The sequence below is a fragment of the Serratia sp. ID 25-353 genome (assembly GCF_054792795.1).
Map to the genome: position 1 here is coordinate 3211791 of NZ_CM139236.1, position 21849 is coordinate 3233639.

Sequence of the window (21849 nt, forward strand, 5' to 3'; positions counted from 1 at the left end):
ACTTCTTCAATTTAGGGCTGGTTGGTAAAAAACAGGCGGCCTAGTCTAAAGCCGGGGGCGGTCAGCGGCAAGAAATAAGGAGGATTTGCCTGACTTCGGGTATAGTTGTGGGATGAATTTTCTCGCTCATCTTCATTTGGCCATGTTGGCGGACAGCTCGCTGCTGGGCAACCTGCTGGCCGATTTCGTGCGCGGCAACCCCGCCGCCGACTACCAGCCCGACGTGGTGGCCGGCATCATGATGCACCGCCGCGTCGACGTGCTGACCGACAGCCTGCCGCAGGTGAAAGCCTGCCGCGACTATTTCAGCGCCCCCTACCGCCGCGTGGCACCGATCACCCTCGACGTGGTGTGGGACCATTTTCTGGCGCGCCACTGGCAGCAGTTGGAGCCTTCGCGCGATCTGCACCAGTTTACCCAGGAAGCCCGCAGCCAGATCGAGCCTTATCTGCCGCTCACGCCGCCGCGTTTTCAGAACCTGAACGGCTACCTGTGGCCGGAGCGCTGGCTGGAGCGCTACGCCGAATTGCCGTTCATCGCCCGGGTGCTGCAGGGCATGGCCAGCCGCCGCCCGCGCCTCGAAGCGCTGGCCGGTTCGTTCGCCGACGTCGAGCAACATTATCATCAGCTTGAAACACAGTTCTGGCAGTTTTACCCGCAAATGATGCGGCAGGCGAAGGACAAAGCGCTCTGAGGTCAAGCCCAGGCCATTGAAATTGCAACGCCTTGCAAGAATTTACGTTTTGCCGCTTGCCCTTTTGTGGGAAAAGGTTATTTTTAAAGCTCGCTAAATTATATCAACGACTTTGATAGGTGAAAGCTATCTCATCGATTGGTCTTTTACCCTTTATTCACCAAGTCGCGGCCCCTATACTGGCCCTTGTTTTTACATCCACCCTTTAACACCTATTACAGGAGTAATTATGGTCCTGGTAACTCGTCAAGCCCCTGACTTCACTGCAGCTGCCGTACTGGGTAGCGGCGAAATCGTTGAAAACTTCAACCTGAAGAAGCACCTGAACGGCAAACCGGCCGTGCTGTTCTTCTGGCCAATGGACTTCACCTTCGTATGCCCTTCCGAGCTGATCGCTTTCGATCACCGCTATGAAGAGTTCCAGAAGCGTGGCGTTGAAGTGGTTGGCGTTTCCTTCGACTCAGAGTTCGTTCACAACGCATGGCGTAAAACCCCTGTCGACAAAGGCGGCATCGGTGAAGTGAAATATGCAATGGTTGCTGACATCAAGCGTGAAATCCAGAAAGCTTACGGCATCGAACACCCGGAAGCCGGCGTTGCGCTGCGCGGCTCCTTCCTGATCGACAAAGACGGCATCGTGCGTGCTCAGGTTGTTAACGACCTGCCAATCGGCCGTAACATCGACGAAATGATCCGTACCGTTGATGCGCTGCAATTCCACGAAGAGCACGGTGAAGTGTGCCCGGCTCAGTGGGAAAAAGGCAAAGCAGGTATGGGCGCTTCTCCAGACGGCGTTGCAAAATACCTGTCTGAAAACGCTGCCAAGCTGTAATTTCAGCCTGATAGTGAATCAACCGGCCCACGCGGCCGGTTTTTTTATGCCCCTTTATGGGGCAGACCGCCCACCTTCAGTGCTTTATTTCCCTGTTTCCGCTCACATTTCCCACCCAGTTCGCCGCGCGCACGCCCATCTGCGGCTACTATCAATAACGCTGGCTCGCGCTTTGCAAGCGAACAGCGGCAAGCAAACACAACACAATAAAAAACTGACAGGGTAGGAATAACTATGTTTTTACAGAAATGGAGCAAACCCCTGACCATGGCGGCGCTGCTGGTCAGCGGCAGCCTGTATGCGGCATCCAACCCGGCGGTGGAAGCCAAAAACGGCATGGTGGTCACCTCGCAACACCTGGCCTCGCAGGTCGGCGTGGATATCCTGAAGATGGGCGGCAACGCCATCGACGCCGCCGTGGCGGTGGGCTATGCGCAGGCGGTGGTTAACCCCTGCTGCGGCAACATCGGCGGCGGCGGCTTTATGACCGTCCACCTGGCGGACGGCACCGACACCTTCATCAACTTCCGTGAAACCGCGCCGGCGGCGGCCAGCGCCAACATGTATCTGGATGCCGACGGCAAGGTAAAGAAAGACGCCAGCCTGTACGGCTATCTGGCGGCGGGCGTGCCGGGCACCGTGCTGGGGATGGAAACCGCGCGTGAGAAGTACGGCAAGCTGAGCCGCGAACAGGTGCTGGCGCCGGCTATCAAGCTGGCGCGCGAAGGCTTTGTGCTGACCCGCGCCGATACCGATATTCTCGACACCACCATCGCGCGCTTCAAACAGGATCCCGAGTCGGCCAAAATCTTCCTGCGCCCGGACGGCAGCCCGCTGCAGCCGGGGGACAAACTGGTGCAAACCGATCTGGCCAATACGCTGGAAGCCATCGCCAAAGGGGGAACCGATGCCTTCTATAAAGGCAAGATCCCGCAGGCGGTGGAGGCGGCGGCCAAACAGGGCGGCGGCATCTTGACCGCCGCCGACTTCGTCAATTACAAGGTCACCGAAACCCCGCCGATTACCTGCAGCTATCGCGGCTACAAGTTCGTGTCGGCGCCGCCTCCCAGCTCCGGCGGCGTGACGCTGTGCGAAATCCTCAACGTGGTGGAAGGCTATGACCTGAAAAGCATGGGCTTCAACTCGGCGGCGGCCATTCACACCATGACCGAAGCGATGCGCCATGCCTACATGGACCGCAACACCTACCTCGGCGACCCGGAATTCATCAAGAACCCGATCGACCGGCTGGTGAGCAAGAGCTACGCCGAGCAGATCCGCAAGAAAATCGTCGCGGACAAGGCCACGCCGTCGGAAAACGTGCAGCCCGGCATGGAACCGCATGAAAAACCGGAAACCACCCACTATTCGATCGTCGATCACGACGGCAACGCCGTCTCCACCACCTATACCGTCAACGGCCGTTTCGGCGCCGTGGTGATCGCACCGGGCACCGGCTTCTTCCTCAACGACGAGATGGACGACTTTACGGTCAAAGTGGGCGAGAAAAACCTGTACGGGCTGGTGCAGGGCACCGCCAACAGCATTGCCCCCGGTAAGCGCCCACTATCGTCGATGAGCCCGACGCTGGTGACCAGGGACAACAAGATCTTTATGGTACTGGGCTCGCCGGGCGGTTCGCGCATCATCACCATTACCCTGCAGACCGCGTTGAACGTGATCGACCACGGCATGGCACCGCAGGAAGCGGTGGACGCGCCGCGCATCCATCACCAATGGTTGCCGGATAAGGTGTACTACGAACAGCGCGGCGTTTCCGCCGATACGTTGAAGCTGCTGAGCGGCATGGGCTATAAGATGGTCGAGCAAACGCCGTGGGGCGCCGCCGAACTGATTCTGGTCGGTTTGCCGGGCGCGGCGGGCGTCAGCCCGGCCAACTCCGGCAACGACTCGGCGGTTTCCGGCAAGGTGCGCGAAGGCTACCTGTACGGCGCCAACGACGTGCGTCGCCCGGCAGGTTCTGCGGTCGGTTACTGATGTAAACGCCTACTCACCTTGATCGCGGGGGCCCTTCGGCCCCCGCAGTTGCTTTAGCCTTCATAACGCCACACGCTGGCCGACGCTTCCGTCAGCTGTAGGCGCAGCCCGCCCGCCGTTTCGCTCAGCTCTCCCTGCCCTTCCACACGCCGCCACGGGCCGCGCGCCAACAGCGGGTTATGCGGCAACTGCGCCTGGCCACTGCCGTCGCGCTGCAGCGCCACCAGCACCTGCTCCTGTTGATACAGGCGCACGAACACCAGCGTTTCTCCGTTGGCATACAGCACCTGACAGCCGCCGCGGCGCAATGCCACGCTCTGTTTACGCAGCGCCGCCATGCGCTGGAACAGCGCCAACAGCGGCCGGTCCCAGTCGCCGACGTCCCACGGGAACGGCTTGCGGCAGAACGGATCGTTGCCGCCGTCCAGACCAATCTCATCGCCGTAATAGAGACAAGGCACGCCAATCCAGCTCAGCAACCACACCGCCGCCATCTGCATGCGCGCCGCGTTCCCCTGCAGCAGCGTGAGGAAACGCGCGGTATCGTGGCTGTCCAGCTGGTTGAATTGGATCAGCTGGCGGCCGTGCGGCAGCCCGGCGCGGTAACCGTCCATCCACTGCGCGCACCCGGCGGCGTCCAGCCGCACCGGGTGATAGGCCACGTCCAGCCCCGCCAAGAACGCCCGCACCGGCAGCGCGAACCCCATGTAGTTCATCGCCGCGTCCTCCACGCCGGCGTGCAGCCAGCGGCGCGCGTCGCCGAAGTGCTCGCCCAAGACGTAGGCCTGCGGGTTCTCCTGCTTCACCGCCTGATAGATGCCAGCCAGGTGGTTCAGGTTACCGGTGGCGCCGCCGTTCTCTCCCAGCATGTGCACCACGTCCAGCCGCCAACCGTCGATGCTGTACGGCGGGCGCAGCCAGTGGCGCACCACGCTGCCTTCTCCGCGATAGATCGCTTCCGCCACCTGCGGCTCGGCGAAATTAAGCTTCGGCAGGCTGGCGTTGCCCTTCCAGTCGAGCGCGCGGCCGTCCGGGTAAAAGTTGAACCAGCCGCGATACGGTGAATCGGGGTGGTGACAGGCGCCGTTTTCGCCCTGGCGATGGCGGTCGAACCACGGATGCGAGTCGCCGGTGTGGTTGAATACCCCGTCCAGCACCAGTTTCATGCCCACCTTGTGAGTGCTCACTCGCAAACGCTGCAGCGCCGCGTTGCCGCCGAAGTGCGGATCGACCTGGTAATAGTCCTCGGTATCGTACTTATGCACGCTCGGCGCGGTAAAAATCGGGTTCAGATACAGCGCCGTCACGCCCAGCTGCTGCAAATACGGCAGTTTGGCGCTGATGCCGTCCAGATCGCCGCCGTAAAAGGTCGAGGCGGCGTGGCGATCCTCCAACGGATACTGCCAGTCGCGCCGAATCACCTCGGCACCGGCCGCGTGATGGCGGTAGCTGCCGCTCTGGATGCCGTGTTCGCCGCCGCTGCTGGCGAACCGATCGGGGAAAATCTGGTAGAACAGCTGATCCGCCACCCACTCGGGGCCATTGTCAGGATCGTCGACGGCGAACTGCGCCAGCTGGCCCGGCGGCGTTGATGACCAGCCCTGCGGGCCGAACCACTGCTGGCGATCGGCCCACAGCAGCTTGAAGCAGTAACGCCGCGTCGGCTCGCCCTCATTCAGCGTCAGGCTGGCCTGGTAGCGCCGCATCCCCTCGTGGCGCTGCGCTTTCATCACCAGCAGCCACTCTTCGTTGTCCGGTTCGGCGCGCAAAAACACCCGCTCCGGCAGTTCATCCCCCTGTAACCACAGCGTGATATCCAAACGTTGCCCTTGCTTCACCACAAAAGGCGGGACCGGTTGATGCCAGGCGTTAAGCATACTGTTTCTCCTGCTGTACCAAACGAAATCGACGGCGTTCTTCAAGAAGCGAACAATGCCACGTTAAGTGCAACTCCCCCTCCTCTCTGGCCGCAAAACCCGGGGATGAGCCGGGGGGCGGAGACCGAAAAATAACGCTAACCCGATGTAAAAAAAGGTAAACAGGCACAAATCCTGCACGTTACCCCTTAGGCTAACGCGTTTTAAGTTTACAGGATATTTTTTGCGCATTTTTTAAGGAGCGGTAATGCAACAACAGATAACGCGCTGGCTGGAACAGTTTGGTTTGGAATTCGGCGGAGTGATGTCGCTGTTGATGGTATTGGGGTTGATTGTCCTGATCTCGGTGGTGATCCACCTGGTGCTGCACCGGGTGGTGTTGGCCGCCCTTCAGCGCCGCGGCCAGCAATCGCAGCGCGTCTGGCAACAGGCCATCACCCAATACAAACTGTTCCAGCGCGTGGCGCTGCTGCTGCAAGGGGTGATCATCAGCATCCAGGCGACGCTGTGGTTACAGAGCGGCAGCCAGACCCAGGCGGTGATCGTCACCGCCGCACAGGTGTGGATCCTCGCCTTCACCCTGCTGTCGCTGTTCTCGCTGCTGGATACGCTGCTGGCGCTGCTGCGCCAAAGCCCGATTTCCAATCAGCTGCCGCTGCGCGGCATTTTCCAGGGCCTGAAACTGGTGGCGGCGATCCTGATCGGTATCATGATCGTCTCGCTGCTGATGGGCAAATCGCCGCTGCTGCTGCTCAGCGGCCTGGGCGCCATGACCGCGGTCCTGATGTTGGTGTTCAAGGATCCGATCCTCGGGCTGGTGGCCGGCATTCAGCTCTCCGCCAACGATATGCTGAAGATCGGCGACTGGCTGGAAATGCCGAAATACGGCGCCGACGGCGCGGTCACCGACATCGGCCTGACCACGGTCAAAGTGCGCAACTGGGACAATACCGTCACCACCATTCCCACCTACGCGCTGATCTCCGACTCGTTCAAAAACTGGCGTTCGATGTCGGAATCCGGTGGGCGTCGCATCAAGCGCAGCCTGAATATCGACACCGGCAGCGTGCACTTCCTGTCGCAAGAGGAACAGCACCGCCTGCAGCGCAACCCGCTGCTGCACAGCTACCTGAACGTCAAGACCCAAGAGCTGAGCCAGCACAACCAGGAGATCGCCATCGATCTGGCCTCGCCGCTCAACGGCCGCCGCCTGACCAACCTCGGCACGCTGCGCGCCTATCTGGAAGCCTATCTGCGCGCTCACCCGCGCATTCACCAGAACATGACGCTGATGGTGCGCCAGCTGGCGCCGACGCCGGAAGGCCTGCCGCTGGAAATCTACGCCTTCACCAACACCACGGTCTGGGCGGAGTATGAAAGCATTCAGGCGGATATTTTCGACCATATTCTGGCGGTGATCGACGAGTTCGGCCTACGCGTGCATCAGACGCCAACCGGCAATGACCTGCGCGGCATGCTGCTACAAAACGCGAACGCTTCCTGACGTCGGCTGACGTAACTGTGTCTGCTGGTAATGATGTTCTTTCAATTGCCAGCAGATATCTCCATCCCCTTCTTTTCCCCGATGAAAACGGCGTTAATGCGCCATCACCTTCACCACCGAGAGGGAAAGCCCTTGCTGAAACGGTTACGTCATCGGCTGTTTACCCTGATGGCCACCCTGCTGTTTATCGGCTGCCTGCACAGCGCTTCGCTGGAGGAAAGCCGCATGCCCCGCAATCTGCAACCTTCGCTGAGCGCGCTCAGCAGCAATATGCAGGACATTCGCGAAGTGTTGGCGCGCTGCGCCGGCGAGGAAGAGGAGGAACGCCTTAACGGCGGCGACGTGCGCATCGAAGCGCGCGCCGCCGGGGAGGATGAAGTGGAAGACAAACGCTTGGCATAGTAGGTTAAAAAACGCCCCATCTTGTTGCGTCACACGCAACACCTGGCTATGATGCGTATAGCGCAACACTCATGGAGCCGTCAGGATGATAAGAAGCTTCAAGCATAAGGGACTCAAAAAGTTTTTCGAAACCGGTTCAACGGCGGGTATCGACGCCAAGCAGGCGAAGAAAATCGCGCTGCGGCTGAGCGTACTGGATCTGGCGAAAGTGATTGATGACGTAGATCTGCCCGGCTTCTTCTTGCACCCGCTAACGGGCGCTCGCAGCGGGCAATGGTCCGTCACCGTAACCGGCAACTGGCGTATCACGTTTGAACTGGTCGAGGGTGATGTTTATATCGTGAATTATGAGGACTATCACTAATGAACCGCATGCATAATCCCCCTCATCCTGGCGAGTTGATCAAAGAAACCATGGAAACGCTGAATCTCAGCGCGCGCGCGCTGGCTAAAGCGCTGGACGTCGCGCCCTCCACGGTTCAACGCCTGATCAGCGGAAAGTCCGATATCTCGCCGGAAATGGCCATCCGCCTGTCTATCGTGATAGGCAGTTCCGAACAGGTTTGGATGGGTATGCAGGATGCTTACGATCTGTGGCAGGCCAGGCAGTCCATCGACGTTTCGAAACTGCGCAAGCTGGACTTCGCTTGACGCCTGCCCCTAAAAAAACACCGGCCTTAGCCGGTGTTTTTCCATTTAGTCTTGCTGCGCCGCCAGCGGCGCGCGTTTTTTCTGATGGTTGACCTTGAACCAGTATCCCGCCAGCAGCAATACCACCCAAACCAGGCCGGCGTACAGCGAGACGCGCGTGGTCGGGAAGTAGCCGATCAGGCCGATGATGAACACCAGGAACACGATTGCCACCACCGAGGTGAACACTCCGCCGCGCAGCGGGAACGCCAGCTGCTTCACCTGCTCTTTGCTCAGGCTGCGGCGGAAGGCGATTTGGGAGAACAGGATCATGATCCACACCCACACGGTGGCGAAGGTCGCCAGGGACGCGATCACCAGGAACACGCTCTCCGGCATGATGTAGTTGAGATATACCGCCAGCAACAGCGCCAGCATCATCACCACCACCGTCACCCAGGGAATGCCGCGCTTCGATACCTTACTGAACATCTTCGGCGCATGGCCCTGCTCGGCCATACCGTGCAGCATGCGACCGACGCCGAACACGTCGCTGTTGATCGCCGACAGCGAAGCGGTGATCACCACGAAGTTGAGGATACCCGCCGCCACGGTGATGCCCATATGCTGGAAGGTCAGCACGAACGGACTGCCGTTGGTGCCCACCTGGTTCCACGGGTAGATAGACATAATGACGAACAGCGTGCCAACGTAGAACACCAGAATGCGCCAAGGCACCGAGTTGATGGCTTTAGGAATCGATTTTTTCGGATCTTTGGCTTCGCCGGCGGTGATGCCGATGATTTCAATGCCGCCGTAAGCGAACATCACCAGCTGCAGCGACAGGATCATGCCGATAAAGCCGTTGCTGAAGAAGCCGCCGTTCGACCACAGGTTATGAATGCCGGTCGGTTGCCCGCCGTTGCCGATGCCCCAGATGATGATGCCGATGCCGGCCGCGATCATGATGATGATGGTGGCGACCTTGAAGAACGAGAACCAGAACTCCAACTCGCCGAATACCTTGACGCTCATCAGGTTGATGGCGCCGATGATCAGCACCACGCTCAGCACCCAGATCCAGTGCGGCACTTCCGGGAACCAGACCCCCATATAGATGCCGAAGGCGGTCACGTCGGCGATGGCGACGATCAGGATTTCAAAGCAGTAAGTCCAACCGGTGATGTAACCCGCCATCGGGCCGAGGTAGTCCTGCGCGTAGCGGGAAAACGAGCTGGCCTGCGGGTTGTTGACCGACATCTCCCCCAGTGCGCGCATGATGATAAAGGCCACGATGCCGCCGATCAGGTAAGCCAGCAGCACGCTCGGGCCGGCCATTTTGATGGCGTCCGCCGAGCCGTAGAACAACCCGGTGCCGATGGCCGATCCCAGCGCCATAAAGCGGATATGACGCGTACTGAGGCCGCGTTTCAGCTTATTGTCGGGGGCCGTGGTGGGTGACTGTTGTTGCATGAAGATGACCCATAGTTTTAAACGTAAAAAAGCCACGGACATGTCCGTGGCCCTGGATTAAGCCGGGGGATTATCAGTGCGCGGTCACTTGGGAACGCGTGCACACCCGATCATAAATCGCGACCAGCACCAGCATCAGCAGCGAAGGCGGCAACCATGCCAACCCCTGCTCCGCCAGCGGCAGGTGAGTGGTCCAGGCCGGCAGCAGTTGCTGGAAACTGGAGGCTTTCACCGCGTCAAGGATACCAAACAACAGGCTGACAAGCATCACCGGCGCGATGATACGCGGCGCGCTGTGCCACCAACGCAGGGTGAAGCTCAGCACCACCAGCACGATGCACGGCGGGTAAATCGCGGTCAGCACCGGAATGGAGATCTGGATCAGGTGGCTCAGGCCGAGGTTGGACACCACCATCGAGAACAGGCCCAGGATAAATACCAGCGTCTTGTACGAGAACGGCAGGTATTGCGCGAAGAACTCGGCGCAGGCGCAGGTCAGGCCGACCGCGGTCACCATACAGGCGATGAAGATCAGCGCCGCCAGGAAGAAGCTGCCCAGGCCGCCGAAGGTGTTCTGAACGTAAGCGTGCAGGATCACCGCGCCGTTGGTGGCGTCAGGCACCAGCGCGCCGCTGCCGGAGCCCAGCTTGAACAGGCTCAGGTAAACCAGCGTCAGGCCCACGCCGGCGATCAAACCGGCCAAGATGGTGTAACGGGTCAACAGACCGGCGTCTTTCACGCCGCGCGAGCGCGCCGCATTGACGATAACGATGCCGAATACCAGCGCACCCAGCGTATCCATGGTCAGATAGCCGTTAACGAAGCCGGAGGAGAAAGGCACGCTCTGGTAAGCCGCCGTCGCCGGGATCGGCGCGCCGGCAGGCCACAGCAGCGCGGCGATGCCCAATACGGCCAGCGCCACAATCTTCAGCGGTGCCAGCACGTGGCCGACGGTGTCGAGCAGGCGGCCCGGATACAGGGAGATGCCGATCACCAGCGCGAAGTACACCAGGCTGTAAATGAACAGCGGCATGGCACCGTCGCCGGTCAGCGGGGCGATACCCACTTCAAAGGACACGGTGGCGGTGCGCGGCGTGGCGAACAGCGGGCCGACGGCCAGGTAGCAGACAGTCGCCAGCAGCAGGCCGGCGCCACGGCCGATCGGTGAGCTGAGGGCGTCGATGCCGCCGCCGACGCGCGCCAGCGCGATGACGGTAATGACCGGCAGACCGACCGCGGTGATCAGAAAGCCCAGCGCCGCGGTCCAGACGTGTTCACCGGACTGCAAGCCGACCATCGGCGGGAAGATGATGTTCCCGGCCCCAACGAATAAGGCAAAGGTCATGAAGCCCAGTGCCAGGATATCTTTTGACGTTAAACGATGACTCATACGATGTCGTGTTGCCTGTTCAAATGAAAAAATATGGTCCGATAGCGTGGTGGCGTGACGCCCCACCCGGTTGCCGGCATGCCCGATCGTTGCAGCACCAAATAAGCACCCTAAACGCAGTCGATCCGGCGTTTATGTCCCTATTCGAAAGTGGCCACTCATGAAGATGGGCAAAATTTTAGGAGTTATAAAAATGGAGGTTTAATCCGACAACGAGGGCTAAGGTAAACGTTTATAGCGCTTCAAGGCAAGACGCACGGCGAAAAGCAGAGCTATCGACCATATAAACTTTAGCCACCAGTCGATCATATTGGCTATCAATAAATATACACTACATGATTTGTATCATTTTTGAACAACAGATTCACGAAACGTGAAGCATATACCACTTTACCGCGCGAAAACGCCAATAAATGCCCGATTTTCGCGTGGCATAAGCTCCGTTCAGCCGTTAAAAAAGGCGAAAATTACGCCACATTTTGTCGCTTATTGCACCGTGGCCGACGCGAGCGGCTGCAAGCCGAGCGCCTGGCGGGTCTTCTGCAGGGCGGCCGGCGGCAGCGGCAGATAGCCGTCGTGATTGACCAGGTTCTGCCCTGCGGCCGACAGCACGCGGTCGAGGAACGCGGCGGTCAGCGGCTCGAGCGGTTGATTGGGGGCTTTGTTGATATAGATATAGAGATAGCGCGACAGCGGGTAGCGATCGTTGCGCACGTTGGCGGCGGTAGGCGCGACATAGTCCTCACCCGACTCTGCCAACGGCAGTAGCCGCACGCCGCTGGCGCGAAAGCCGATGCTGGCATAGCCGATGCCGTTGAGCGAACCGGCCACCGCCTGCACCACCGAGGCCGAACCGGGCAGCTCATTGACGCGCGGCATAAAATCGCCGCCGCACAGCGCGCGCAGTTTGAAATACCCGTAGGTGCCGGAAGCCGAATTGCGGCCGAAGCGCTGCAGCGAGCGCGTCGCCCAGTCGCCGCTGAGCCCCAGCTCGCCCCAACGCGTCAGCGGTTTGCTTTCTCCGCAGCGCCGGGTGGCGGAGAAAATGCGATCGAGCTGCTGCAGATTGAGGCCGCGCAGCGGATTGTCCTGATGCACCAACACCACCAGCGCATCCACCGCGACCGGCACCGCCAGCGGCGCATAGCCGTAACGGTGTTCGAACGCCGAGACCTCGGCCGCCTTCATCGGCCGGCTCATCGGGCCCAACTGCGCGGCGCCCGCCGCCAAGGCGGTCGGCGCGGTCGACGAGCCGGCGGCCTGGATCTGCAGGTTAACGTTGGGGTAATGCCGGCTGAAATCCTGCGCCCACAGCGCCATCAGATTCGCCAGGGTGTCGGAACCGACGCTGGACAGGTTGCCCGCCAGCATGCCGTCGGGCTGCGCCAGCGCGCCGCGTCCGGCCAGCAGCGCCAGGCAAAGCAACAGCCCTCGGGTTATTCGGGTCATACCGGTGTCTCGCGTTAATTTTTCACCGCATTCTCTGATAAAGCGGCGGGAACAATCAACCGGTTGGGTAAGGTAAAGATAAAGCGGGTGCCGATCCCCGGCTCGCTGAGGATCTCCAGCCGCGCGTCGTGATGGCTGAGCGCGTGTTTGACGATCGCCAGCCCCAACCCGCTGCCGCCGGTTTGGCGCGAACGGGCCTTATCGACGCGGTAAAAACGCTCGGTCAGGCGCGGCAGGTGTTCGGCGGCGATGCCCGGCCCGTTGTCGCTGACCTGGAACTGCGCACCATGCGCCGTCTGCTGCCAACTCACTTCGATGTGGGTGCCCTTCGGCGTGTGATTGACCGCGTTGTACACCAGGTTAGACACCGCGCTGCGCAACTGATCTTCATTGCCGAACACGTTGAGCTGTTCGTTCACCCGGAAGCTGATCTCGTGATTGCCACCGCTCAACGATTGCGCCTCGCGCTGCAACACTCGCAGCATCAGCGGGATATCCACCCGCTCGTTCATGTCGACATTGGGCGCCGCCTCGATGCGCGACAGCGTCAGCAGCTGCTTGACCAGCCCGTCCATCCGACGGGTCTGTTCTTGCATGGTGCCGAGCGCCTTGCTGCGCAGCGAGCCGTCCTGCTCTTCGTCGCCCATCATCTCCAGGTAGCCCTGCAGCACCGTCAGCGGCGTGCGCAGTTCATGGCTGACGTTGGCGAAGAAGTTGCGCCGCGCGCCTTCCAGCTGGCGCATCTGGGTGACGTCGCGCGCCACCATCAGCAGCTGCCCTTCGGAATAAGGCATCACGCGGAATTCGACGTAGTGTTCGTTGTTCAGCTGCAGCGTCAGCGGGCGCGAGAACTCCTGCTGTTGCAGGTAGTGGCTGAATTCCGGATAACGCAGCAGGTTGAGGATGTGCTGGCCGTTGTCTTCCGGCCAGCGAAAGCCGAGCAGATGCTGCGCCAGCCCATTACACCAGAAGATGTTGCCTTCGACGGTGGTCATCACCACCGCATCAGGCAGCGATTCGGCCCCGCTGCGAAAGCGCTTGATCAGCAGCGCCAGCTCGCGCCGGCGGCGGCGATTGCGCTGCTGCATCTGATACAGGCCATAGAACAGCGGCTCCCAGCTCCAGCGGCCGGGTGGCGGCGTCATGCTGCGGTCAATCCACAGCCAATGGGAGAGTTTGAGCTGGTTGTAGAAATTCCACACCAGCGCAGCCAGCGCGGAGGCCAGCAGGAACCAGGGCAGATAACCGAAAATCAGCCCCAGCAGTAAGGCGGGCAGGCAAAAAAGAGCCAGCTCCAGAGCCAGCCTCTTCCACGACAGACGTTCTAACACGGCATATTCTCCAGCGCAGCGCGATCAGTAGCGCGTTGAGAACCGGTAGCCGGTGCCCCGAACGGTTTGAACCATTTTATCATGCCCACTGGTTTCTAACGCCTTGCGGAGCCGACGGATATGCACGTCAACGGTACGGTCTTCCACATAAACGTTAGTGCCCCAGACGTGATTAAGCAACTGCTCACGGCTATAAACCCGCTCCGGGTGGGTCATAAAGAAGTGCAGCAGCTTGAACTCGGTCGGCCCCATGTCCAGCGCCTGATCGTTAGCCATCACGCGGTGGGAGGACGGATCCAGACTCAGCCCTTGCATTTCAATCACTTCTTCCACCGCCATCGGTGAAATGCGGCGCATGACCGCCTTGATGCGCGCCACCAGCTCCTTGGGCGAGAACGGCTTAGTGATGTAATCATCCGCCCCCACTTCCAGGCCGCGCACGCGGTCTTCCTCTTCGCCGCGCGCGGTCAGCATCATGACCGGAATATCGCGGGTCAGCGCTTCGCGCTTCATATGTTTGATAAACTGAATGCCGGAACCGCCGGGCAACATCCAGTCGAGCAACACCAAATCAGGGAACGGCTCAGACAGGCGCGTCACGGCGCTGTCATAATCCTCGGCTTCCAACGGTTGGTAACCATTCTGTTCCAACACAAAGCACACCATCTCACGGATCGGCGCTTCGTCTTCCACCACCAGTATGCGTCTTGCCATCGTCAATCCTGCCAATGTGTTAGCGACTTTGCGGGCGCCATTATGCGTCAGTTTTGTGACACTTTTATGAAAAAAAGCGGCTGTTATAGGCAGTAAGCATAGCGATTATTTCCCGGCGCAAAGAAAAATCATTCCGTGGTCATCGCCATTGCGCCGGGACAGCCGCCGCCGCGGCCTTTATAATCATCGCCATTACCTTTGCATCCGGGAGTGTCATGCGCCTGATCCACACCTCTGACTGGCATCTTGGCCAGTACTTTTTCACCAAAAGCCGTGCCGCCGAACATCAGGCTTTTCTGAACTGGCTGATCGAACAGATCGAGCAGCAGCAGGTGGATGCGCTGATCGTCGCCGGGGATCTGTTCGATACCGGCTCGCCGCCCAGCTACGCCCGCGAGCTGTACAACCGCTTCGTGGTGGAACTGCAGCGCACCGGCTGCCAACTGGTGGTGTTGGGCGGCAACCACGACTCGGTAGCGACGCTGAACGAATCGCGGGAACTGCTCTCTTGCCTGAACACCACGGTGATCGCGAGTGCGCAGGGCTCCCTTGAGCAGCAGATCGTGGTGCTGAATCGGCGCGACGGCCAGCCGGGCGCGGTGCTGTGCGCCATTCCTTTTCTGCGGCCGCGCGATCTGCTCACCAGCCGCGCCGGCGAATCCGGCGCGCAGAAACAGCAGGCGCTGCAGGAAGCCATCGCCGAACATTACCAAGCGCTGTATCAGGCGGCCTGCGAACGCCGCGATCGGCTGGGCCTGCCGCTGCCGATCGTCGCCACCGGCCACCTGACCACCGTCGGCGTCACCACCTCCGACTCGGTGCGCGACATCTATATCGGCACCCTGGACGCCTTCCCGGCGCAGGCCTTCCCCCCTGCCGATTACATCGCGCTGGGCCACATTCACCGCGCGCAGAACGTCGCCAAGTCGGAACATATTCGCTATAGCGGCTCACCGATTCCGCTCAGCTTCGATGAACTGGGCAAAGCCAAAAGCGTCTTCCTGGTCGATTTCGCCGACGGCGCCCTGCAGCAGGTAGAGGCGTTAACGATCCCGCAGTTCCAGCCCATGCAACTGATCAAAGGCGATCTGGCCGAGATCGAACGGCAGCTGCAGCAATTTGCCGACTATGCCGGCGAGCTGCCGGTTTGGCTGGATATCGAAGTGGCGACGCAGGACTACCTCAGCGATATCCAGCGCCGCATCCAGCTGATGGCGGATGAGCTGCCGGTGGAAGTGGTGCTGCTGCGGCGCAGCAAAGAGCAACGCCGCCAGGCGATCGCGCAGCAGGACAAGGAAACGCTGAACGAGCTGAGCGTCAACGAGGTGTTCGAACGGCGCCTGGCGCAAGAGGCCGACATGCCCGAAGCGCGCCAACGGCGGATGCATCAACTGTTCCGCCAGGTAGTCGATGCGGTGCAGCACAATCTTGAGGAGCCCCACCCATGAAGATCCTCAGCCTGCGGTTAAAAAACCTCAACTCGCTGCAGGGCGAGTGGAAAATTGACTTCACCGCCGAGCCGTTCGCCAGCAACGGCCTGTTCGCCATTACCGGCCCGACCGGCGCGGGCAAAACCACCCTGCTGGACGCCATCTGCCTGGCGCTGTACCACCAGACGCCGCGTCTCAACGTCACGCCGAGCCAGAATGAACTGATGACCCGCCACACCGCCGAATCGCTGGCGGAGGTCGAATTTGAGGTTAAGGGCATCGGCTATCGCGCCTTCTGGAGCCAGCGCCGCGCCAAAAACGCGCCGGACGGCAATCTGCAGGCGCCGAAGGTCGAACTGGCGCGCCGCGAGGACGGTAAGATCCTGGCGGATAAGGTGCGCGATAAGCTGGAGATCACCGCCGCCATCACCGGGCTGGACTTCGGCCGCTTCACCAAATCGATGATGCTTTCTCAGGGGCAGTTCGCCGCGTTCCTCAACGCCGACGCCAACGATCGCGCCGAGCTGTTGGAAGAACTGACCGGCACCGAAATCTACGGGCGGCTGTCCGAACAGGTGTTCGAATCCCACAAGCAGGCCAAAACTGACCTGGATGCGTTGCACCAGCGCGCCAGCGGCATCGAGCTGCTGAACGATGAACAGCGCTACTCCCTGACTGAACGGCTAGCGGCGCTGAGCGCGCAGGAAAGCGCTCTCGGCAAGCAAACCCAGCAACAGCAACAGGCGCTGAGCTGGCTGCAGCAATGGCAGCGCCTCCAGCAACAGCAAAACGAGGGGCAACGGCGGCTGGAAACCGCCCAGCGCGAGCAGGCCGAGGCCGCCCCGCAGCTGCAGCGGCTGGCGCTCAGCGAACCGGCCGAGAAATTGCGGCCGCTGCGCAGCGAACGCGATCGCTGCCGCGCCGAGCTGCAGACGATACAACAGCAGGCTGCCCAGCTGACGCAGCAACAGGAGCAGCACTCGGCGCAGCTGGCGCCGCTGCAGCAGGCGGTGGAAAAGGCCCGTCTGGCGCAGCAAGCCCATGCCGAGCATATGCGTCAGCAGCAACAGCTGATCGATGACCAGGTCGCTCCGCTCGACCATCAGATCGCCCAACTGCAGTCGACGCAGGCCGAGCGGCGACAGGCCGGCGATGCCGCCGCGCAGCAGTGCGCCCAGCAGCAGACCGCACTGGAGCAGCTCACCGCCCAGCGCAGCCAGCTGACGGCGCAGGCCGCACAGCATCAACAGCAGTTGAACGCACTGACCGAAGCGCTGGCCGCTCAACAGCAACAACGGCAGGCGTTGGAGGCGCAAACGCCGCTGGCCCCGCTGCGCCAGCGCCTGAGCGCTCTGGCGGATCTGCGCCCGACGCGCCAGCAGTTATTTACGCTCGCTTCCCTTAACCGTCAGACCCGCGAGCGTCTGGCCCGGCAACAGGCGGAGCACGCCGAACGGCAAACGCAGCTCGCCGGGCTGCAACACCAGCTGGAGAACGCGCGTCAGCAATTCAAACAGCACAAGGCACAGCTGCAGGAAGTGGAGCGGATCCACGAGCTGGAAAAACGCATCGTCAGCCTGGAAGCGGAGCGCGCCCTGTTGCAGAGCGGCGCCCCCTGCCCGCTGTGCGGCTCCACCAGCCACCCGGCGGTGGAGCAATATCAGGCGGTGCAGCCTTCGGCGACGGAACAACGCTTGGTTGAGATGCGCACCCTCGCCGAGAAACTGCAAACCCAGGGCACCGAGCTGCGCACCCGCTGTGAAGGCCTGCAAGAGCAGCAGCAACGCCAGCAGCAGGCTATCGCGCAGGATGAGCAGCAGCTGGCTGCCCAACAGCAGCAGTGGCAGCAGCTCAGCGCGCCGCTGGCATTCGACTTTACCCTGGCGGAGGGCGAGCAACTCAGCGCCTGGCTGAGCGGCTGCGACGACGAAGAGCGACACGGGCAGCACGCGCTGCAGCAGCACGAACAGGCGGCGCAGGCGGTGCAGCAGGCAAAAGACGCGCTCGCCGCCCTGCAAACGCAGCAGCAGCAGGCGCAGCAACAGCTGGCGCTGCTCGAAGAGCGCTTTACGCTGCTGCAAAAGACCCATGCCGACAGCCTGCAACAGCAGCAAGACCTGCAACAACGCTGGCAAGAAGGCGAGAAAACTCTTGCAGAACGGCGCGCGCAGCGGCTGGCGCTGTTCGGCGAACAGCGGATCGCCGAGGTGCGCGAACAGCTGCGCGCCAAACAAACCGCCTGTGAACAGGCCAGCTTGCAGGCCGCCGAGCAATGGCAAAAGGCGCAGGAACTGCGCGAGCGCCTGGCCGGCCAGCAGGCAGGGTTACAACAGCAGCACGCCCAAATGCAGGAACGGCTACAGCAGGCGCAGCAGCAATGGCAGCAGGCGCTGGCCGACAGCGAATTTACCGATGAAACCGCCTTCGCCGCCGCGCTGCTGGACGATGCCCTGCGCCGCGAATTGCAGCAGCGCAAAGAGCAGCTGCAACAGCGGCAGGTAGAGGCTGCGGCCCTGCTGGCTCAGGCGACGCAAACGCTGGAGCAGCATCGGCAGAACCGCCCGGAAGGGGTGGATGAGGCCAACGCGGATCTCGACGCGCTCACCCAATCGCTGGCCGATCTGGCACAGCAGTTGAAGGCGCTGCAGCTGAGCCAGGGCGAACTGCGCAACCAGTTGGAAAGCGACGCCGCCCGCCGTCTCAATCAACAGGCGCTGTTCGAGCAAATCGCCCGCAGCCAGCAAGACTACGACGACTGGAGCTACCTCAACCAGCTGATCGGCTCGAAAGAAGGCGACAAGTTCCGCCGCTTCGCTCAGGGGCTGACGCTCGATCATCTGGTTTATCTGGCCAACCTTCAGCTCGGCCGGCTGCACGGGCGCTACCTGCTGCAGCGCAAAACCAGCGACGCGCTGGAGCTGCAGGTGGTGGACACCTGGCAGGCCGACGCGCTGCGCGATACCCGCACCCTGTCCGGCGGCGAGAGCTTCCTGGTCAGCCTGGCGCTGGCGCTGGCGTTGTCCGATCTGGTCAGCCACAAAACCAGCATCGATTCGCTGTTCCTCGACGAAGGCTTCGGCACGCTGGACGCAGAAACCCTCGATACCGCACTGGACGCGCTGGACAGCCTGAATGCCTCCGGTAAAACCATTGGCGTGATCAGCCACGTCGAGGCGATGAAAGAGCGTATTCCGGTGCAGATCAAAGTGAAAAAGGTCAACGGGCTCGGCGTCAGCCGGCTGGAGGCGCACTTCAGGCTGGAATGATCCCGCGGCGCGCGGCGCAGAAGTGTGACCGCGGCGGCACTCCGCGGTGAAAAGCGTTGAGCCGCGGCGAGCACGGGTTATTATGCAGGCATAACAGGATTGTTACTGTATCCCCTCCGCCGCTCAGGCCGCAGGACAGAAACATAAAATACAGGCAAAACCTGACGCCCGGGATCGCTTCCGGGCGTCAGGTTTTTTCGTTTTCAGGATGCTGAAACACCGGGAAAGACCATGAAAATCGCTAAAATACTCAATAATAACGTGGTGATTACGCTGGACGACCGTCAGGAAGAGACGGTGGTCATGGGAAAAGGAATCGGCTTTAAAAAGAAGCCCGGCGACACGCTGGACGAAAGCCTGATCGAAAAGGTGTTCACCCATAACGGCGGCGAAATCGCCGAGCGCTATAAAGAGCTGCTCTCCGAGATCCCGCTGGCCTGCGTCACCACCGCCGACAGGATTATTACCCTCGCCCGCGAACGGCTGCCGGGCAAGTTGCATAACATCGTCTACATCACGCTGACCGACCACATCCATTTCGCTCTGCAGCGCCACGCGGAAGGGCTGGATATCAAAAATGCGTTGCTGTGGGAGATTAAAAAGCTCTATCCAGCCGAGTTCGCCGTCGGCCTGGAGGCACTGGCCCTGATCGCTCAGCGGCTGGATACCGCGTTGCCGGAAGACGAAGCCGGATTTATCGCCCTGCACCTGGTCAACGCCCAGCTTAACGACGAGATGCACAATACGCTGCATATCACCCGCGTGATGCAAGAGATCCTCAACCTGGTCAAATACCATTTCCGCTTTGATTACAACGAGGAAGCCCTGAGCTACCACCGTTTCGTCACCCATTTGAAATTCTTCGCCCAGCGCCTGCTGGGGAAAAACTACGTCGACAGCGACGACGACTCGCTGTATCAGGTAGTGAAAGAGAAATACCGTGAGTCATTCGCCTGCGCCGGCAAGATCAACCGCCACATCGAAAAGCACTATCAGCATCAGCTCACCACGGAAGAGATGATGTTCCTGACCATTCATATCGAACGGGTGCGCAGCGAAAGCGAGGAAAAACCGGCTTAACGGCGGGCGTCCGCCACTCGCACGCCGTACTGCGGAAACACCGCGTCGGCGGAGATCAGCGTCAGCCCCTCGGCCTGCGCCTGTGCGATCAGCATGCGATCGAAAGGATCCTGATGATAGGGCGGCAACTGCCCGGCCTGTTGGCAGTGAAAGGCGTCCATCGGCAGCGACAGAAAATCTTCGGCCTCGATGATCGCAAAGATATCTTCCGGCAGCGCCAGTTTACCCAGCGCCTGCTTGATCGAGATCTCCCAAATGCTGACCGCGCTAACGTACACCGCATTGCCCGGATCGGCGATCTGCCTTTTGGCGTTCGCGCCCAGGCAGGCACCATCAATCAGCCACCACAGCAATGTGTGGGTATCCAGCAGCAAGCGCTTCATTCATCGCCCTCAAACAGCGCCGCAATGGCCGCATCCCCCGCGTTGAAATCCGACGGCACGGTGAACTTGCCCTTGGCGGCGCCAGGGCGGCGCGCTTCGCCCTGGATGGCAACCAGCTGTACATACGGCTTCCCTGCTTTTGCAATAATCACGGTTTCTCCCTCCGCGGCTCTGTCCGCCAACTGGCTCAGATTGGATTTGGCTTCGTGCATATTGGCCTGAATTGCCATACGCGTTCTCCTTAGCTAAGTTAGCTAAAGCATAAAGCGCCGTCCAGTTTTTGTACAGGGAAGGGTTTAAAGCGCGAGCCTGCTCGCGCTTTGTTGCAACGCTTAGCGCTGCTGTTGCGGCCATAGCCAGGCCGCGCCACGTACGCCGCTGGAGTCGCCGTGGATCGCCTTGCGGATCGGCGTTTCACACTCGCCGCCGAACACCCAATCTTTCACCCTTTCAGGCACCGTGCGATACAGGCGTTCCACATTGCTCATGCCGCCGCCGAGCACCACCACGTCCGGATCCAGAATGTTGATCACGTGCGCCAGCGCTTTTGCCAGCCGCATTTCGTAGCGCACGATCGCCTGCTCCGCCAGCGCGTCGCCCCGCTCGCTCAGCGCCATGATCTCGTGCCCTTGCAGCGCGTTGCCGCTCAGGCGCGCATAGTCGGTGGCGAAACCGGTACCGGAAATAAAAGTTTCGATGCAGCCCGGTTTGCCGCAGTAGCACGGCACTTCGCGGGCGTAACGCAGCTCATCGTCATCCTGCCACGGCAGCGGATTGTGGCCCCATTCGCCGGCGATGCCGTTGCCGCCGGAATGCGCCTGGCCGTTCAGCGCCACGCCGGCGCCGCAGCCGGTGCCGATAATGACCGCAAACACGGTTTGCGCGCCGGCGCCTGCGCCGTCGGTAGCTTCCGACACCGCCAGGCAGTTGGCGTCGTTGGCGATACGCACCTCGCGCGCCAGCAGCGCCGACAGATCCTTGTCCAGCGGTTGGCCGTTGAGCCATACCGAGTTGGCGTTTTTCACCCGCCCGGTAAACGGCGACAGCGTGCCGGGAATGCCGATCCCGACCGATCCCCGCTCGCCGGTATGATCTTCCGCCAGTTTCACCAGCCCGGCGATCGCCGCCAGGGTTTGCCCGTAGTCATGGCGCGGCGTGGCGATACGATGGCGAAACAGCTCTCGCCCGTCGTCCGCCAACGCAATCACTTCAATTTTCGTCCCACCCAAGTCGATGCCAATGCGCACGTTTTTTCTCCTCGATGCAGCGCAGCGTTGCCACAGCCTAATGTAAGCGCGCGGATGAATCACCTGTTTCCCTCTCCCCGGCCAGGGCTTTACCGCTGCGTACGGCAACGCAATTCGGAGAGAATGGGGCGATTTTTCAGCGTCAATTC

At 61.0% G+C, this 21849-nt stretch carries 19 protein-coding genes; 10 read left to right on the forward strand and 9 right to left on the reverse strand.

Annotation, left to right across the window (positions count from 1 at the left end):
• Positions 1-112 precede the first annotated feature (112 nt).
• The 3 genes from ACYF6X_RS15540 to ggt all read left to right on the forward strand — a co-directional run bounded on the left by ACYF6X_RS15540 (position 113) and on the right by ggt (position 3524).
• On the forward strand, positions 113-694 hold the full coding sequence (locus ACYF6X_RS15540; RefSeq protein WP_063990909.1) for an ACP phosphodiesterase: 582 nt from the start codon (positions 113-115) through the stop codon (positions 692-694).
• Between the two features lie 229 nt (positions 695-923).
• Complete coding sequence (locus tag ACYF6X_RS15545) at positions 924-1526, forward strand: peroxiredoxin C (protein ID WP_019454212.1); 603 nt, start codon at positions 924-926, stop codon at positions 1524-1526.
• Positions 1527-1760: 234 nt separating this feature from the next.
• A complete protein-coding gene (gene ggt, locus ACYF6X_RS15550; protein ID WP_130018533.1) occupies positions 1761-3524 on the forward strand; it encodes a gamma-glutamyltransferase in 1764 nt (587 codons plus the stop codon).
• A gap of 53 nt (positions 3525-3577) precedes the next feature.
• Here ggt and malZ read toward each other — a convergent pair whose 3' ends face one another.
• Entirely contained in the window at positions 3578-5401 is a 1824-nt protein-coding gene (gene malZ / locus ACYF6X_RS15555) for a maltodextrin glucosidase (RefSeq protein WP_130018534.1), read from the reverse strand.
• A gap of 247 nt (positions 5402-5648) precedes the next feature.
• Here malZ and ACYF6X_RS15560 point away from each other — a divergent pair, with 247 nt between their 5' ends.
• The 4 genes from ACYF6X_RS15560 (at position 5649) to ACYF6X_RS15575 (ending at position 7958) form a co-directional block, all read left to right on the forward strand.
• The gene (locus ACYF6X_RS15560) at positions 5649-6905 is read left to right on the forward strand and encodes a mechanosensitive ion channel family protein (protein WP_063990906.1); all 1257 of its coding nucleotides are present in this window, start codon (positions 5649-5651) and stop codon (positions 6903-6905) included.
• A gap of 132 nt (positions 6906-7037) precedes the next feature.
• Entirely contained in the window at positions 7038-7307 is a 270-nt protein-coding gene (locus tag ACYF6X_RS15565) for a hypothetical protein (RefSeq protein ID WP_063990905.1), read from the forward strand.
• Between the two features lie 85 nt (positions 7308-7392).
• Positions 7393-7671: a type II toxin-antitoxin system RelE/ParE family toxin gene (locus ACYF6X_RS15570; RefSeq protein ID WP_019454217.1), complete on the forward strand. Its 279-nt coding sequence runs from the start codon at positions 7393-7395 to the stop codon at positions 7669-7671.
• A complete protein-coding gene (locus ACYF6X_RS15575) occupies positions 7671-7958 on the forward strand; it encodes a HigA family addiction module antitoxin (RefSeq protein ID WP_025160069.1) in 288 nt (95 codons plus the stop codon). Before ACYF6X_RS15570 ends, ACYF6X_RS15575 begins: the two co-directional genes overlap by 1 nt.
• A 45-nt stretch (positions 7959-8003) precedes the next feature.
• Here the strand turns inward: ACYF6X_RS15575 and proY are convergent, their stop codons facing one another.
• The 5 genes from proY to phoB all read right to left on the reverse strand — a co-directional run bounded on the left by proY (position 8004) and on the right by phoB (position 14294).
• Complete coding sequence (proY, locus tag ACYF6X_RS15580) at positions 8004-9410, reverse strand: proline-specific permease ProY (protein ID WP_063991170.1); 1407 nt, start codon at positions 9408-9410, stop codon at positions 8004-8006.
• 73 nt (positions 9411-9483) lie between these two features.
• Entirely contained in the window at positions 9484-10800 is a 1317-nt protein-coding gene (brnQ, locus tag ACYF6X_RS15585) for a branched-chain amino acid transport system II carrier protein (protein ID WP_038873241.1), read from the reverse strand.
• A 486-nt stretch (positions 10801-11286) separates the two neighbouring features.
• A complete protein-coding gene (locus ACYF6X_RS15590) occupies positions 11287-12249 on the reverse strand; it encodes a PstS family phosphate ABC transporter substrate-binding protein (RefSeq protein ID WP_107227177.1) in 963 nt (320 codons plus the stop codon).
• A 14-nt stretch (positions 12250-12263) separates the two neighbouring features.
• A complete protein-coding gene (gene phoR, locus ACYF6X_RS15595; protein ID WP_038873234.1) occupies positions 12264-13580 on the reverse strand; it encodes a phosphate regulon sensor histidine kinase PhoR in 1317 nt (438 codons plus the stop codon).
• 24 nt (positions 13581-13604) lie between these two features.
• Positions 13605-14294, reverse strand: coding sequence for a phosphate response regulator transcription factor PhoB (gene phoB / locus ACYF6X_RS15600; protein ID WP_004940438.1), 690 nt, complete (start codon positions 14292-14294; stop codon positions 13605-13607).
• A 215-nt stretch (positions 14295-14509) separates the two neighbouring features.
• On the opposite strand from phoB, the gene sbcD reads away from it, so the two are divergent.
• From sbcD to licT, 3 genes are all read left to right on the forward strand, one after another.
• Entirely contained in the window at positions 14510-15742 is a 1233-nt protein-coding gene (gene sbcD / locus ACYF6X_RS15605) for an exonuclease subunit SbcD (RefSeq protein ID WP_130018535.1), read from the forward strand.
• Positions 15739-18990, forward strand: a complete 3252-nt coding sequence (sbcC, locus tag ACYF6X_RS15610) for an exonuclease subunit SbcC (RefSeq protein ID WP_130018536.1) — start codon at positions 15739-15741, stop codon at positions 18988-18990. The genes sbcD and sbcC overlap by 4 nt, the downstream gene beginning before the upstream one ends.
• A gap of 231 nt (positions 18991-19221) precedes the next feature.
• Complete coding sequence (licT, locus tag ACYF6X_RS15615; protein ID WP_049270780.1) at positions 19222-20070, forward strand: BglG family transcription antiterminator LicT; 849 nt, start codon at positions 19222-19224, stop codon at positions 20068-20070.
• Here the strand turns inward: licT and ACYF6X_RS15620 are convergent.
• The 3 genes from ACYF6X_RS15620 to mak all read right to left on the reverse strand — a co-directional run bounded on the left by ACYF6X_RS15620 (position 20067) and on the right by mak (position 21700).
• The gene (locus tag ACYF6X_RS15620; RefSeq protein WP_130018537.1) at positions 20067-20453 is read right to left on the reverse strand and encodes a type II toxin-antitoxin system VapC family toxin; all 387 of its coding nucleotides are present in this window, start codon (positions 20451-20453) and stop codon (positions 20067-20069) included. The two genes, licT and ACYF6X_RS15620, sit on opposite strands and share 4 nt — an antisense overlap.
• Entirely contained in the window at positions 20450-20683 is a 234-nt protein-coding gene (locus ACYF6X_RS15625; RefSeq protein WP_130018538.1) for a type II toxin-antitoxin system Phd/YefM family antitoxin, read from the reverse strand. The genes ACYF6X_RS15620 and ACYF6X_RS15625 overlap by 4 nt, the downstream gene beginning before the upstream one ends.
• Positions 20684-20785: 102 nt before the next feature.
• Positions 20786-21700 (reverse strand): fructokinase, encoded by a 915-nt coding sequence (gene mak, locus ACYF6X_RS15630; RefSeq protein ID WP_130018539.1) that lies wholly within the window; start codon positions 21698-21700, stop codon positions 20786-20788.
• Between the last annotated feature and the right edge of the window lie 149 nt (positions 21701-21849).